Source organism: Zhihengliuella alba, assembly GCF_039538765.1.
GTDB lineage: Bacteria > Actinomycetota > Actinomycetes > Actinomycetales > Micrococcaceae > Zhihengliuella > Zhihengliuella alba.
On sequence record NZ_BAABCJ010000001.1, the window covers coordinates 1,108,041 to 1,121,526 of the forward strand.

General features: G+C 68.6%; 15 protein-coding genes, 1 tRNA gene and 1 pseudogene. 9 read left to right on the forward strand and 8 right to left on the reverse strand.

Annotated elements, in window-relative coordinates; translation table 11 throughout:
* Positions 1-87 precede the first annotated feature (87 nt).
* From ABD784_RS04990 to ABD784_RS05000, 3 genes are read right to left on the reverse strand one after another with little or no spacing between them, the layout of a single operon-like run.
* Positions 88-687, reverse strand: a complete 600-nt coding sequence (locus ABD784_RS04990; RefSeq protein ID WP_344880771.1) for a hypothetical protein — start codon at positions 685-687, stop codon at positions 88-90.
* A gap of 8 nt (positions 688-695) precedes the next feature.
* Positions 696-1,865, reverse strand: a complete 1,170-nt coding sequence (locus ABD784_RS04995) for a cystathionine gamma-synthase (protein WP_344880774.1) — start codon at positions 1,863-1,865, stop codon at positions 696-698.
* A 53-nt stretch (positions 1,866-1,918) separates the two neighbouring features.
* Positions 1,919-3,349 (reverse strand): cystathionine beta-synthase, encoded by a 1,431-nt coding sequence (locus ABD784_RS05000; RefSeq protein WP_344880775.1) that lies wholly within the window; start codon positions 3,347-3,349, stop codon positions 1,919-1,921.
* A gap of 119 nt (positions 3,350-3,468) precedes the next feature.
* On the opposite strand from ABD784_RS05000, the gene ABD784_RS05005 reads away from it, so the two are divergent.
* Complete coding sequence (locus tag ABD784_RS05005) at positions 3,469-4,566, forward strand: DNA-3-methyladenine glycosylase family protein (RefSeq protein ID WP_344880778.1); 1,098 nt, start codon at positions 3,469-3,471, stop codon at positions 4,564-4,566.
* A 64-nt stretch (positions 4,567-4,630) separates the two neighbouring features.
* On the opposite strand, the pseudogene ABD784_RS05010 reads toward ABD784_RS05005, so the two are convergent.
* Positions 4,631-5,149, reverse strand: a pseudogene (locus ABD784_RS05010) (AMP-binding enzyme); the annotation flags it as partial.
* Positions 5,150-5,505: 356 nt separating this feature from the next.
* A complete protein-coding gene (locus ABD784_RS05015) occupies positions 5,506-5,874 on the reverse strand; it encodes a thioredoxin family protein (RefSeq protein WP_344880781.1) in 369 nt (122 codons plus the stop codon).
* A gap of 138 nt (positions 5,875-6,012) precedes the next feature.
* On the opposite strand from ABD784_RS05015, the gene ABD784_RS05020 reads away from it, so the two are divergent.
* Entirely contained in the window at positions 6,013-6,417 is a 405-nt protein-coding gene (locus tag ABD784_RS05020) for a hypothetical protein (protein WP_344880784.1), read from the forward strand.
* A 111-nt stretch (positions 6,418-6,528) separates the two neighbouring features.
* Here the strand turns inward: ABD784_RS05020 and ABD784_RS05025 are convergent.
* Positions 6,529-6,610, reverse strand: a tRNA-Tyr gene (locus tag ABD784_RS05025).
* Positions 6,611-6,722: 112 nt separating this feature from the next.
* On the opposite strand from ABD784_RS05025, the gene ABD784_RS05030 reads away from it, so the two are divergent.
* Positions 6,723-7,211, forward strand: coding sequence for a YajQ family cyclic di-GMP-binding protein (locus tag ABD784_RS05030; protein ID WP_344880787.1), 489 nt, complete (start codon positions 6,723-6,725; stop codon positions 7,209-7,211).
* A gap of 24 nt (positions 7,212-7,235) precedes the next feature.
* On the opposite strand, the gene ABD784_RS05035 is transcribed toward ABD784_RS05030, so the two are convergent.
* Positions 7,236-8,087: a tyrosine-type recombinase/integrase gene (locus ABD784_RS05035; RefSeq protein WP_344880790.1), complete on the reverse strand. Its 852-nt coding sequence runs from the start codon at positions 8,085-8,087 to the stop codon at positions 7,236-7,238.
* Positions 8,088-8,337: 250 nt separating this feature from the next.
* Positions 8,338-8,952: a helix-turn-helix domain-containing protein gene (locus ABD784_RS05040; protein ID WP_344880793.1), complete on the reverse strand. Its 615-nt coding sequence runs from the start codon at positions 8,950-8,952 to the stop codon at positions 8,338-8,340.
* A 96-nt stretch (positions 8,953-9,048) separates the two neighbouring features.
* Between ABD784_RS05040 and ABD784_RS05045 the strand changes: the two genes are divergently transcribed.
* The 6 genes from ABD784_RS05045 to ABD784_RS05070 all read left to right on the forward strand — a co-directional run bounded on the left by ABD784_RS05045 (position 9,049) and on the right by ABD784_RS05070 (position 13,318).
* Positions 9,049-9,243 carry a helix-turn-helix transcriptional regulator gene (locus tag ABD784_RS05045; protein ID WP_344880796.1) on the forward strand — a complete coding sequence of 65 codons (195 nt, stop codon included), beginning with the start codon at positions 9,049-9,051 and terminating at the stop codon, positions 9,241-9,243.
* 871 nt (positions 9,244-10,114) lie between these two features.
* Positions 10,115-10,525 (forward strand): hypothetical protein, encoded by a 411-nt coding sequence (locus tag ABD784_RS05050; RefSeq protein WP_344880799.1) that lies wholly within the window; start codon positions 10,115-10,117, stop codon positions 10,523-10,525.
* A 108-nt stretch (positions 10,526-10,633) separates the two neighbouring features.
* Complete coding sequence (locus ABD784_RS05055) at positions 10,634-11,311, forward strand: hypothetical protein (RefSeq protein ID WP_344880801.1); 678 nt, start codon at positions 10,634-10,636, stop codon at positions 11,309-11,311.
* Entirely contained in the window at positions 11,260-12,519 is a 1,260-nt protein-coding gene (locus ABD784_RS05060; RefSeq protein ID WP_344880804.1) for an AAA family ATPase, read from the forward strand. The genes ABD784_RS05055 and ABD784_RS05060 overlap by 52 nt, the downstream gene beginning before the upstream one ends.
* Positions 12,516-12,677: a hypothetical protein gene (locus ABD784_RS05065; RefSeq protein WP_344880807.1), complete on the forward strand. Its 162-nt coding sequence runs from the start codon at positions 12,516-12,518 to the stop codon at positions 12,675-12,677. The genes ABD784_RS05060 and ABD784_RS05065 overlap by 4 nt, the downstream gene beginning before the upstream one ends.
* 56 nt (positions 12,678-12,733) lie before the next feature.
* Positions 12,734-13,318: a hypothetical protein gene (locus ABD784_RS05070; RefSeq protein WP_344880810.1), complete on the forward strand. Its 585-nt coding sequence runs from the start codon at positions 12,734-12,736 to the stop codon at positions 13,316-13,318.
* The last annotated feature ends 168 nt before the right edge of the window (positions 13,319-13,486 follow it).

A 13,486-nucleotide genomic window follows, 5' to 3' on the forward strand; every position in this document is an offset into this window, starting at 1 on the left:
CGAGTACGTCTGGTCACGGCACGGGCAGCTGGGGCGACGGGCGGGACGGAAGGGACGGGCGGGACGGAAGGGACGGGCGGGCCTCCCCTACGGCGCCGGCTTCCCGCGGCGTCCGCGCCGCCGCGGCGAGAAGAAGGCCCCGGTCCGTGGCGCGTACGCGTACCAGCGCTCGCCGGGCGCGGGGGCGTTGCGCTCCGGGTAGAGATCGTCGCGGAGCCTCTCCTCCAGACGCTCGAAGGCGGCGACGACGTCCGGCGAGCCCGGCCGCGAACTGGCGAGGCGCAGCTTCCGCGGCGGCAGGTGGAGGGGCACCTGCGCATCGGGGTCGTCCAGCTCGATGCAGTACCCGGCGCCCAGCTCCTCGGCGACGCGGGTCGCCAGGGCGACGAGCTGGCGCTGCTGCTCCGTGGCCTCGGCGACGTCGGCATCGGTGCCCGCGTCGAGGTCGGCATCGTCACCGCCCATCGCGGCACTGGAGCGCGCCTCCCAGCGCGCCTCCCAGTCCCTGAGCTCCGAGACGAGCTCGGCGGGCAGGGCCGTCTCCTCGTAGTCGAGCGGGAACGGCCACCAGAGCAGCGAGCCGGCCCACCCCGGGAAGCACCGCAGCGGCGGGCGCGCCGAACCCCCGGGGCCCGGCGCGGCCGGACGCCGACGGCGCAGGAAGCGCCCGAATCCGAAGCCTGCCACGACTGCGCCTAGGCCAGCTTCGCGAAGGCCTGCTCGAGGTCCGCGACGAGGTCCTCCGCCTCCTCGATGCCGACGGACAGGCGCAACAGGTTCTCCGGCACCGCGAGCTCGGTGCCCTTCACGGACGCGTGCGTCATCTCCGACGGGTAATTCATCAGCGACTCGATGCCGCCGAGGGACTCCGCCAGCGTGAACAGCCGGGTGGACTCGGCGACGGTGCGGGCCGCCTCCGCGCCGCCGGCGAACTGCACCGACACCATGCCGCCGAAGCGCGTCATCTGCTTCTTCGCCAGCTCGTGCCCGGGGTGCCCCTCCAGCCCCGGGTACAGCACGTTCTCCACCTCCGGCCGCTCCAGCAGCCAGGCCGCGATCCGCTCGGCGTTGTCCGAGTGCCGGTCCATCCGCACGCCGAGCGTCTTGAGCCCGCGCGTGGTGAGGAACGCGTCCATCGGCCCGTTCACGCCGCCGGCGGCGAACTGCAGGAAGCCGATCTTCTCCGCCAGCGCGTCGTCGCGGACCACCACGGCGCCGCCGACGACGTCGGAGTGGCCGCCGATGTACTTGGTGGTGGAGTGGATGACGATGTCGGCACCGAGCGTCAGGGGCTGCTGGAGGTACGGGGACGCGAAGGTGTTGTCCACGACCAGCAGGGCGCCGGCATCGTGGGCGATCGCGGCGATCGCCTCGATGTCGGTGATCTTCATCAGCGGGTTGGACGGCGTCTCGAGCCAGACCAGCCGGGCGCCGGTCTCGGCGACGGCGGCCCGCACCGCGTCCAGGTCCGCCATGTCGACCGGGCGGTTGGCGACGCCCCAGTCCCCGAAGATCCTGCTGATCAGCCGGTAGGTTCCGCCGTAGGCGTCGTTGCCCAGGACGATGCTGTCCCCCGGGCGCAGCACCGCGCGGATGATGGCGTCCTCGGCCGCCAGGCCGGAACCGAAGGTCAGGCCGTGGGTGCCCTGCTCCAGGGCGGCCAGCTGCTCCTGCAGCGAGTCGCGGGTGGGGTTCGTCCCGCGCCCGTACTCGTAGCCGTTGCGCAGGCCGCCGATGCCGTCCTGCGCGTACGTGGTGGAGAAGTGGACCGGCGGGACCACGGCCCCGGTGTGGCGCTCGGGCTCCTGCCCGGCGTGGATGGCCCGCGTGTTGAAGCCGGGCGTGGTGTTCTCTGCGTTGGTCATGCTCTGCCGTCCTTCGGGATCGTGGCGGAATCGTGGAGGGTCGGGGCGGGCCGTCAACGGGTGGCGGCGGCGACGAGGTCCCGCCGCGCCAGCACGCCGACGAGGTCGCCGTCCAGGGTGGCGAAGGCGACGTCCGTCTCGGCCAGCAGGCGGCGGGCGGCCTCCAGCGGCTGCCGCACGCCGATCAGCGCCGGCAGCCCGTCCAGGTGATCCGTGACCGGGGCGTTCAGGGGCGCCGCACCCGTGAAGACGGCCTCGGTCAGCCCCTGGGCCGTCGCCGCGCCGGCCACCTCGCCGAGCCGGACGCCGCCGGCCGCGGGCTGGCCGTCGAGCACGGGCAAGGCGGGCAGGGACGACTCGCGCAGCGCCTCCAGCGCCTCCCGCACGGTCGCGCCGGACCGCACATGCGGCAGTGCGCGGAGGCCCCCGTCGGGGCCGCCGTCAGGATCGTCCGCGACGAGGAGGGAGCGGACGGTCGGGCCGCCGTCGTTCCCGTCCTCCCCGGCCGGGTGCTGCTCCAGCGGGAAGCCGTGGCGGCCCATCCAGTCGTCGTTGAAGATCTTGGCGAGGTAGCCGCGGCCGCCGTCGGGCAGGATGACCACCACCACGTCGTCCTCGGTCAGGTCCTGTGCCGCGCGCAGGGCCGCGACGACGGCCATGCCGGACGAGCCGCCGACCAGCAGGCCCTCCTCCCTGGCCAGGCGCCGCGTCATGGCGAAGGACTCGGCGTCCGTGACGGGGACGACCTCGTCCGCGACCTCCGGGTCGTAGTTGCCCGGCCACATGTCCTCGCCGACGCCCTCGAGGAAGTAGGGGCGGCCCGTGCCGCCGGAGTAGACGGAGCCGTCCGGGTCCGCGCCGATGATCCGCACCGGGCCGGAGGGCCGGTCCCGGGAGACCTCCTTGAGGTAGCGGCCCGTGCCGGTGATGGTGCCGCCGGTGCCGGCACCGATCACGGCGTGGGTGATCCGCCCGTCGGTGTCGCGCCAGATCTCCGGGCCGGTGGTCTCGTAGTGGCTGGCCGGGGCGGCCGGGTTGGAGAACTGGTCCGGCTTGTAGGCGCCGGGGATCTCGCGGGTCAGCCGGTCCGAGACCCCGTAATAGGAGTACGGGGACTCCGGGGGGACGGACGAGGCCGTCACCACCACCTCGCCGCCGTAGGCGCGGAGGACGTCGCGCTTCTCCTCGCCCACCTTGTCCGGGGTGACGAAGACGGTCCGGTAGCCCTTCTGCTGCGCCACGAGGGCCAGGCCGACGCCGGTGTTGCCGGAGGTCGGCTCGACGACGGTGCCGCCGGGGCGCAGGGCGCCGGACTGCTCCGCCTCCTCGACCATCTTCAGGGCGATCCGGTCCTTGATGGATCCGCCGGGGTTCAGGTACTCGAGCTTGACCAGGATGGTGGCGCGGAGCCCTTGGGTGACCTGGTTGAGGCGGACGAGGGGTGTGTCGCCGATCAGGTCGATCACGGAGTTGGCGTACTTCATGGGCCCGACTCTACCGGCGGGGCCCCGCGCGGCCGAGGGCGAGGAAACGCTGGTTCACGCGCGTGGGCCCGGGCACACCGTGCGCCTTCCGGGGGGCGGCGGGGTGCATCATAGAGGGCATGACCGAGTCCCCCGCCCTGCCGCTGGCGCGCCCGGATGCCGAGGGCGTCTGGCGGCCGGGGCGGGCGTACGCGCTGCGGCCGACCCTCGGCGTCCTCCAGCGCGGCACCAGGGACCCGTGCGTGCGGGTGGGCGACCGCACGGCATGGCTGTGCTTCCGGACCCCGTCCGGGCCCGTCACCCTCCTCCTCCAGCACGACCCGCCCGTGCGCGGATCGGGCCGGGACCGCAGCAACCACGCGTCGGGGACACACGACCCCGGGCCCCACGACGACGACACCGGGCCGGGCGGCCCCGAGCAGGGTGCCGGCAGGGTGCGGTGGCGAGCTTGGGGCGACGGGGCGGCGGACCTGGCGGCCGAGCCGGGGCGGGTCGAGCGGCTCCTGGGTGCCGAGGACGACTGGTCCGGCCTGGACCGTCCCGACGTCGCGGCGTCCCTGCCGCGCGCCCTCCGCGAGGCCCGGCGCCGCGCCCCGGGGCTTCGTCTTCCGGCGACGGGCCGCGTTTTCGACGCGCTGGTGCCGGTGGTCCTGGAGCAGAAGGTCACCACCATCGAGGCCCGGCACGCCTGGCGGTACCTGGTGCGGCGCTTCGGCGATCCGGCGCCGGCCCCCGGGACGGCCGCCCTCCCGGAGGGTCTGCGGCTCCCGCTGACCGCCGCGCAGCTCCGTCGCGTGCCGTCCTGGGAGTGGCATGCGGCCCGCGTGGACGCCAAGCGCAGCCGTGCCCTGCTGCTGGCGGCCGAATCGGCTGCCGGGCTGGACCGCCTGGGCGCGCGCCGGATCCTCGACGCCGCGGAGCACGACGCGGTCAGCCGGGCCATGCAGTCCATCCCGGGCATCGGGCCCTGGACCGTGGCGGAGACGCTGCAGCGCAGCCACGGCGCGCCGGACACCGTGTCGGTCGGCGACTACCATCTGGCCGCGTACGTCGGTGCGGCCCTGACCGGGCGCAGGACGGACGACGCGGGGATGCTGCGGCTCCTGGAGCCCTGGCGGGGGCACCGCCAGCGGGTGGTGCGCCTGATCCAGGCCACGGGGTTCCGCAAGCCGACCTACGGGCCCCGGCTCGCACCGATGGACCACCGACGCCGCTAGAGCACCGCCAGACCGACGCCCCCCCTTGACCGACGCCTGACCAACGCCCGAACCGGGGACCGGACTAGGCGCTGTCCCGGCTCCGGACGACGTCGAGCGCCTCCTGGCGCATCTCCACCTTGCGCACCTTCCCCGAGACCGTCATGGGGAAGCTGGAGCGGATCTGCACGTAGCGCGGGATCTTGTAGTGCGCGATCCTGCCGCGGCAGTACTCCCGCAGCTCCTCGGCCGTGAGCTCGGCGGCGCCCTCGTGCGGGATGATGCACGCCATCACCTCCTCGCCGTAGCGCTCGTCCGGCACGCCGATCACCTGCACGTCCTGGATGTCCGGGTGCCGGTGCAGGAACTCCTCGATCTCGCGGGGCGAGATGTTCTCGCCGCCGCGGATGATGAGGTCCTTGATGCGCCCCTCGATGCGGACGTAGCCGTCGTCGTCCATGACGGCGAGGTCGCCGGTGTGCATCCAGCCGTCGGCGTCGATGGCGGCCTCCGTCTTCTCCGGCTCGCCCCAATAGCCGCGCATCACGGCGTAGCCGCGCGTGCACAGCTCGCCGGCCTCCCCGCGGGCCACGGTCTCCCCGGCTCGTCCAGGAGGGGCAGGTCCGTGGGCCCGGCCGTGCAGGCTGCGCCCGCCGGAGCCGTCCGGGCCGGGGCCTCCGCGGCGCGGGAGGTCCGGGGCGGGCGCGGGAGGTCTGGGGTGGGGCGGGGCGTTCGGGTGTGCGGCATCATCGGCTCCGGATCGACGGACGTCAGTGTGATCCAGACCATAGCAGCGGCCGATCCCGGATGTTAATAGCCGCTAACGCCGGCGCCGCGCTGCTTCCGGGCTGGCGCCGCGCTGATTCCGGACTGGCGCCGTGCCGCTGCGGGCGGCTCCGGCGGGCCTGCTGCCGGCCCGGGTGCGCCCGCCGAGCCGCGGGACGGCAAGTGGCCCGGTGCCTACTCGGCGGCGCCGCCCTCGGCGATCTCGGCGCGGACCGCGTCCATGTCCAGGCCCTTGACGGCGTCGACGAGCCCGGCGAGGGTCCCGGCGTCGACGGCGCCGGGCTGCGAGTAGACCAGCACCTGGTCGCGGAACGCCATGAGCGTCGGGATGGAGGTGATCGCCGCTGCGGCCGCGAGCTCCTGCTCCGCCTCGGTGTCCACCTTGCCGAAGACGATGTCCGGATGCTGCTCCGAGACGGCGGAGTAGACCGGTGCGAACGCCTGGCAGGGCCGGCACCAGCCGGCCCAGAAGTCGATGAAGACGATCTCGTGGTCCTCGAGGGTCTGGCCGAAGTCGGCCTGGGTGATGTCTACGGTTGCCATGGCTCCACGGTACTCGCGCCCGGCTCCCGTCGTCGGCGACTTGTCCACAGGCGGGTGGGCAGCTCTGGCCCAGGGCGGGCGACACGCCTAGCGTTCTGGACGATCACTCCACCGCCTGCGACCCCGCTAGGAGGGGCCATGAGCCGCTGCTCGCTCCTGTTCATCATCGACGAGGCGCCCCTGTCCGGGGCGATCCGCCAGTCCATCGACCTGGCGCTGCGCTACCGCGAGGACTTCCCCCTCGGCCTGCCGGTGGAGTCGGAGGAGCTCTACGCGTTCGGCGAGGCCGAGCGCATCCAGGAGCGGATCCGCCCGCTGCGTCCCTCCCGGTCTGGCGACTCGGCGGAGACGAGCCTGGGGCCCGTCCATGCGATCTGGCGCGGCGGCGGCTGGCTGACCCCCGGATCCTGCCCGCCCCCGCCGCCGGAGGACAACGGGGCCACGGCCTGGCAGTGGGCGCACTACAACGCGGTGATGGACGCTCCGCCGAGGTCCTACCTGGTGCTGTGGGATCTGCGTCTGGCCGACGAGCTCGCCGCCTGAGCGCCGGTCCGTTCCAGCGCCGGGGCCGGTGCGCGGAGCCGGCCCCGGGAACAGGCTCCGGAGACACGAATGGCCCCGCTTCCTGGTGGAAGCGGAGCCATTCGAACCGGGTGGCAGATGAGGGATTCGAACCCCCGTAGGCATTGCCAGCTGATTTACAGTCAGCCCCCTTTGGCCGCTCGGGTAATCTGCCCGGTGTTCCCTCGGGAACGAGAAAATACTCTACCGAACTTTGCCAGCAGAATCGAATCGTGCGATCCCGGTACCCTTGGACGCAGACACCAACCCGATCCGAAAGGTGAGTCATGGCGAGCGATTCTACGTTTGACGTGGTCAGCAAGGTCGACAAGCAGGAGGTTTCCAACGCCCTGAACCAGGCGCAGAAGGAGATCGCGCAGCGGTACGACTTCAAGGGCGTGGGCGCCGAGATCGACTTCAGCGGGGAGAAGATCCTGATGAAGGCGAGCTCCGAGGAGCGCGTGAAGGCGATCCTCGACGTCTTCCAGTCCAAGCTCGTCAAGCGCGACATCTCCCTGAAGTCCCTCGACGCCGGCGAGCCGTTCGCCTCCGGCAAGGAGTACCGCATCGAGGCCACCATCAAGGAGGGCATCGCGCAGGACGTCGCGAAGAAGATCACCAAGCTGATCCGCGACGAGGGACCCAAGTCCGTCAAGGCGACGATCCAGGGCGACGAACTCCGCGTGACGTCCAAGTCGCGCGACGACCTCCAGCAGACCATCTCCCTGCTGAAGGGCTTCGACGAGGCTGCGCTGCAGTTCGTCAACTTCCGCTAAAACGACACATCGAGCCTAGTCAGACTAGGGCGACCCCTCGGCGGTCCGCAGGGAGTCCGCACCGCCGTCAAGAACCGCAGTCATCAGCCCGGTGGCTGCGGTTCTTGTTTTGTCCTCGGCCGTCGGCCAGAGGTGCGAGTACGTGTTCAGGGTGATGCTCGGGACGGAGTGGCCGAGGGCACGCTGCACCGTGACGACGTCGCACCCGTCGGCGATGAGCGCCGAGGCGTAGAAGTGTCGCAGGTCGTGGAGGGTGAACTCGTCCAAGCCGGCCGCCTTGCGCGTCTCCCGCCAGTAGTGGCCCGCCGACCCCCGATTGAGGAGCCTGCCGTTCACGCTGAACAGCCACTCGTCGTCACCGCGCACTCCGAACTCCTGGACGTGGGCGGACAGCATCTCGGCGAGCCGCAGCGGGATATAGATGGCGCGCTCCGACTGGTGCTTGGGCGGCACTTCCTCAAGGGCGTGGTTGTTGGCGCCCTGTAGCTGCCGCCGCACGCTGATCGTCCGGCGCAGGAAGTCGACGTCCTTGAGTTGGAGTCCTGCCGCCTCCCCGAGGCGGAGGCCCGCGAAGGCGCACACGGCCACGTACGTCCTGAACCAGTCTGGAGCGCACTCGAGCGCACGACGGACCTGCTCGACAGTGGGAACGGTCATGGCGGCCGCCTTGCGGCGCTGTCTGGGGAGCTTGACGCCGTCGGTCGGATCCTCGGCGATCACGCGGTCTCGGACAGCCTGCTTGAAGGCCTGGCGGATCAAGTTGTATCGGGTCTCGATGGTCGCCGGCGCGAGTCCCGTGGCCTTCTTGGCGCCACGGACCGTCATGCCCTTGATCCACTCCTGGATGTGCGCGTTCGCGATCTTCCCAATCGGCATGTCCGCGAAGGTCGCCGAATGGAGAGCCTGCTGGGCCGACAAGCGCGTCCCCCGTGACCAGATCTGGCGCTCAGCGTAAGTGGCGAACCAGTCCCGAAATCGAACCTTGCCGCTACGCGGATCCACCCAGCGTCCCGTCATTACGTCCGCCGTGACCTCGTCAAGCCAACGCTGCGCGTCGACCTTCCGCGGGAAGTGCCGAGCATGCTCCTTGCCAGCCGCGTCACGGTAGCGGGCGCGCCATTTGCCATCAGGCCTCTTCTTGACGCTCGCCATCGCCGCCCTCGGCCTCCCCCGCTGTCGTCACTACCTGATCGATCAGCGCCAGATAGACGCCGCGCATGCGAGCAGTCCGCTCGTCACTTCCGGTCACGACGACGTGCTCTTCAGTCTTCGGCTCGTCCCATTCACTGATGCGACGAGCAACCCACGCTAGGTAGTCCTCCGCATCACGGGGTCCGCCGCCCGCGTCATCCGTAAGTTGCTCAAGCAAAGATGGTTCGCTGTCGAGAAGGTCCTGAGCATCCAGCAAAGCCCACCCCATCGCGACCAGGCGTGGCAAGGCCTCTTGCATGGCTCGGTCCGCCGCCTTGCGGGCGTGCCTCAACGACTGTCCCGGCGTCTCCGACAACCCGGCCAGTGTATTCAAGTCGACATCCAGCACTTCTGCGATGACGAGCGCCTCCACGAGACGGACAGAGCGCGTCCCCTTCTCAATCCGAGAGACGGCGGATGCGTCCACGGGCATCCCTCGCCGAGTGAGCCGCTCAGCAAACTCCCGCTGGCTGAGATTCTCATGCTTTCTAATCATGGCGACGACTCGCCCGAATAGCTCCTCAGGGCTTCCCGCGTGTCCTTGTTGCATGGTGAACATGCTATGCGCTTGACCACAACATGTCCAACGGTTATCGTTGAATTGTCAGCTAGAACAAACGTTGCCAATGGGAACAAGGAGTCAGCCATGAACGCCACTGCCCGACTGATGACCATCGATGAGCTCTCGGAGGAACTCAGCATCCCCGTTGCCACTCTCTACTGGTACCGACACAAAGGTTCCGGCCCGCGGTGTGCACGCATTGGGAAGCGCCTCATGTACCGGCGGGGAGACGTCGATGCCTGGCTCAATGAAGCGTTCGAAACCGGTAAAGCCAGCTAACCCCCGGCCCATCGGGCGGATGCCCGGGGTCGCACGAAAGAGGCGCCATGCCGACAATCGAAGATCGACGAACCATCACACAGCGCGAGGTCGAGCAGTACCTCCGCGAAGATCGAAACCACTCGAAGCGAGCCGCCCGGGGCATCGCCTGGGAAGCGCTTCGTGATGAAGCTGTCGCTCGGAGGCACCTGCCGAGCGGCTGGGCAGACTTACTTCACCCGCCCGCGAATACATTCACTCGCCGCCACGTGGACGGCTACAGCGACCCCACCCACAACGACGTAGTACGGCACTTGAGCGCCGGCCGAACGTCCCTCCCCCACCTACAGAAAAAGCGGCCCGAGACCTCCCACCAAGAAGATCCTCGAGCCGCCTGACCAACCCAGTTGAAAGGAATGATCACTATGCCGCAGTCTACTCCGACCATCGAGCCGATGACCACCGCTCCCACCGCAGCCCCCGAGAGCATTGACATCCAGATGGTCACAACGTTGGCGGTCACGGTTCGTTCTTCTGGCAGGAAGTATGCGCACTTCTTCGCACCAGAGGACATCACGCACTCCCTGGTCGACGGCGTCAAAGTTCCCTCGCGCTGCGGCACTTGGGTCGGACTCGCAGTCATTCCGGGAACCGGTGGCCGGTGTGCTCGGCCATCGACGCCTACCTGCCCCGGCTGTGCCCTCCTGGAATACTTCGGGCTCCGCATGCCACCCATGTAGACCGGCTCGCAGTCGAAGCATGATCATGCGGTCGCCCTCGCACGTAGAAACCGTTTTTCAGGCCTTTGACCTTAAGCCCACAAAAGAAATCGGCTCCGGAGCCATCCGCCAAGATCTGCTCCGAAGCCGTCTGACCAATCCCACTGAAAGGAATGATCACTATGTCCCAGTCTACCGTCACCCTCTCTCCCTCCATCAAGTGCCCGGATTGGGCCGAGCGGCAGGAAATCATCACCGAGACGGAAGCGTGGTTCCTCCGCGACCTCGGCGACTTCCGGTCCGAGTTCACGACGTCCGGCGATGACGGCTGGCTCAACGCCGGCATCACCGCCCAGGCAGTCCTCAATGAGGTCCGGGACGAAGAAGGCGTCGCCCGTCTCGTCATTGTGCGCCTCAGCGGCTTCCCGGATGTAGACGAGACGGACGACGGTGACTGGTCCGTCAATCTCGACCAGTCCGCCGACTCACTGCGGGCACTCGGGCGTTGGCTCGTCGCCAAGGCCGATGAGGCCGAAACTCTCGTCGCCATCAATGCCGATCGCTACACGGAGGCTGCAGCGTAACCGCCGCGCTCGCATCACGATTCGGAGGCCTCCCTTGAACGCCGCATATGGCGTTCAAGGGAGGCCTCGTTCGTACTCGCAACCGCAGCACTATGAGAAGAGGTGTGCATGGCACGCATCAGGACCATCAAGCCTGAGTTCTTCCAGTCCGAAGACGTCGCGGCCCTGAGCTACCGGGCGCGGCTGACGTGGATCGGGCTCTGGGTCTACGCCGACGACGCGGGACGGCACAAGGACAGCCCCAGATTGATCAAGGGGAGCATCTGGCCACTCGAGGACAACGTGCTCTCGGAAGACGTGGACCAAGACCTTGAGGAGCTGGAAAGAGCCGGCCGAATCGTCCGCTATGAGGTCGACGGAAAGCGGTTCTTAGAGGTGACGAACTGGGAGTCTCATCAGCGCATTGCCAAGCCGACTCCATCCAAGCTCCCCGCCCCGTCCGCTACTCCTACCGGAATGGTAACGGAGGGCTCCGACACCATTCCGGGTGGGAAAGGAAAGGAAAGGAAAGGAAGTGGAGGGGAAAGGAGTGAGCCCCACCCGATCCCCGAAGACTTCTCCCTGACCCCCGAGCGAACCACCTGGGCCAAAGAGAACACCCCCGCCGTCAACGCGACACTCGCAACCGGTGACTTCGTCGACTACTGGCGGGACTGCCAGAAGCCCAAGACCAACTGGGAGACAACCTGGCGCAACTGGATGCGCCGCAAGCAGCAAGACGCCGAGGCGAAGGGGTGGAAGCCGCCGACGAGCACAAGAGATCTATCCGACCCGACGAATTGGTGACCATGACCCCGGACGAGTACGTACTTGGCGGCTGCCTCCTGAGCCCCGATGCGATCCCCTTCGCGTCGAATCAGTTGGAACCCGGCGACTTCGCCGAGCCCCGCCACGAGATCGTGTTCCGGGCCATGGTCGCCCTGAAGAAGGCGGGCCAACCGGTCGAGCCGTTCACCGTGTTCAGTCGGGCCATCGAACTCGGCGCCCGCGGCCTGGAGATCACCCACCTGCACTTCTGGCTCAGCGGTGTCGGGTCGGCGCAATCCGTCGAGCACTACGCCCGCGAGGTCAAGGAGCAGGCAACCCGCCGGCGGCTCTCACGGGCGGGTGCCTCGTTTCACCGTGACGTCACGGACCCATCCGTGCCCGCCGCGGAGACCGTGGCGCTCATGCTCGAACGGCTGCAGGCCATCCGCGACAACTCCACCAATCCGGAGCTGATCGCCAAGAGCCTCGGCCAGATCCTCGACCTCGAGGACACGGAGGCCGACTGGGTGATCCCCGGACTCTTCGAGCGCGGTGACCGGCTGATCGTCACCGGCTACGAGGGGCTCGGCAAGACCACGTGGATCAGGCAGATGGCGATCTGTGCGGCAGCGGGCATCAATCCGGTGACGTTGGATCATCTGCGTTCCCCGGTTCGCGGGCTCGTGGTGGACGTCGAGAACAGTGAGAAGCAGTGGAAGCGCGAGACGTTCGGCATGGCCGCTAAGGCTGCGTCGCACGGCCTCGAGAGCCCACGCGACAACCTGCACATCCATTGTGGTGGGCGGATGGACCTGCGCCGGGACAAAGATCTAGGCCTCGTTCATCGCCTCGTGGATGAGCATCGCCCGGAGATCCTGTTCATCGGCCCGATCTACCGACTCGTGCCGACCGGCATCAACTCGGATGAGGAGGCCGCGCCACTGATCGCCGCACTCGACACGCTGCGGGATCGGGGCCTCGTGCTGGTCATGGAGGCACATGCGCCCAAGGGGCAGATGGGCGAGCGCAACCTGGCTCCCCGTGGTTCGGCCGCGCTCATGGGCTGGCCTGAGTTCGGCTTCGGCCTCGCACCGAGCGAGGAAGGCGCCGAGATCAAGCGATGGCGCGCTGACCGCGACCGCAAGCGCCTGTGGCCCACCCAGCTATGGAAGGGAGGGCCGTTCCCATGGACGGCCGACAACGTACACCCCGAGACCAGACGCAGATACTACGGAGGCAACCCGTGAGCGACGAACCAAAGTTCTTCAACGAGACCATCGGCACCACAATCAAGGACCTGTACGAGGGCCAACACGGCACCGGCTCATGGCCCGGGCCGCCCGACCGAACCCACCTCTCCGACCCCGTACGAGTGGGCGAAATCCTCAAACAGCTACTCGCCTAACCGACCGCCGTCTACACCCTCGCTCACCCCATCAACAAGGCACCCAAGGAGACCGCATGGCACTCTGCACCACCGTCGACTGCGAACTTCCAACCGAGACATACCTGTGCGGCCGCTGCGTCAGCGACCTCCAATCATGGATCGACCAAGCCATCGACCTAGCCCCGGAACTAACGGTCACCATCATGAGGCAAGACAGGCTCCGCCATGTCGCACAAACCGGCGGGGCGGGCCAGAAGGCCGGTTCAATGCCGCCAGTCAGCCTCGACGCGGTCCAGCTCCAGCAGAACCTACGCAGCATCGCTCGGGACGCCACGGACTATGCAGCCGACCCCTTCGCGGCTGGAATCGCAGGCATGATCCGCGACTGGCACCAGAAGGCCGAGCTGCTCGTCAGCGGGCCCAAACCAGAGTTCATTGACCACGCCGCACTGCAGGAGCGCATTGCCAACATCGCACCCCCAATGCCGACGCGGCAGCTCCTCGCGTTCCTGCGCGAAAAGGCCGGCATTCCGATCAAGCGCACAGACATCAACAACTGGAGCCGCCGGGGCTGGCTGCGGCCGGTCGACAGGAAACCACTACCCACCTATCTGCCCCACGAAGTCCTAGACGTCTGGAACGAAAGGTCCCACGCATGATCCTCCACCACGCCCGACCCAAGAACAACGACGAAGGCATCTGCCAGTACGCCTTCTGTGCGGCCGAAGTGCCCGACAAGGTAAGTATCCAGCTATGTCACAAGCACCTCCGGACCGCCTACGCCGCGGCCATCATCGTTGGGGTTGGCAAGCTTCCCTCATCATGAT

Excerpts from the sequence above, each read along its gene's own strand:
- ABD784_RS04995 (WP_344880774.1), bottom strand. The coding sequence starts at position 1,865 with ATGACCAACGCAGAGAACACCACGCCCGGCTTCAACACGCGGGCCATC.
- ABD784_RS05000 (WP_344880775.1), bottom strand. The coding sequence starts at position 3,349 with ATGAAGTACGCCAACTCCGTGATCGACCTGATCGGCGACACACCCCTC.
- ABD784_RS05005 (WP_344880778.1), top strand. The coding sequence starts at position 3,469 with ATGACCGAGTCCCCCGCCCTGCCGCTGGCGCGCCCGGATGCCGAGGGC.
- ABD784_RS05015 (WP_344880781.1), bottom strand. The coding sequence starts at position 5,874 with ATGGCAACCGTAGACATCACCCAGGCCGACTTCGGCCAGACCCTCGAG.
- ABD784_RS05020 (WP_344880784.1), top strand. The coding sequence starts at position 6,013 with ATGAGCCGCTGCTCGCTCCTGTTCATCATCGACGAGGCGCCCCTGTCC.
- ABD784_RS05030 (WP_344880787.1), top strand. The coding sequence starts at position 6,723 with ATGGCGAGCGATTCTACGTTTGACGTGGTCAGCAAGGTCGACAAGCAG.
- ABD784_RS05035 (WP_344880790.1), bottom strand. The coding sequence starts at position 8,087 with ATGCCGATTGGGAAGATCGCGAACGCGCACATCCAGGAGTGGATCAAG.
- ABD784_RS05040 (WP_344880793.1), bottom strand. The coding sequence starts at position 8,952 with ATGCAACAAGGACACGCGGGAAGCCCTGAGGAGCTATTCGGGCGAGTC.
- ABD784_RS05045 (WP_344880796.1), top strand. The coding sequence starts at position 9,049 with ATGAACGCCACTGCCCGACTGATGACCATCGATGAGCTCTCGGAGGAA.
- ABD784_RS05050 (WP_344880799.1), top strand. The coding sequence starts at position 10,115 with ATGATCACTATGTCCCAGTCTACCGTCACCCTCTCTCCCTCCATCAAG.
- ABD784_RS05055 (WP_344880801.1), top strand. The coding sequence starts at position 10,634 with ATGGCACGCATCAGGACCATCAAGCCTGAGTTCTTCCAGTCCGAAGAC.
- ABD784_RS05070 (WP_344880810.1), top strand. The coding sequence starts at position 12,734 with ATGGCACTCTGCACCACCGTCGACTGCGAACTTCCAACCGAGACATAC.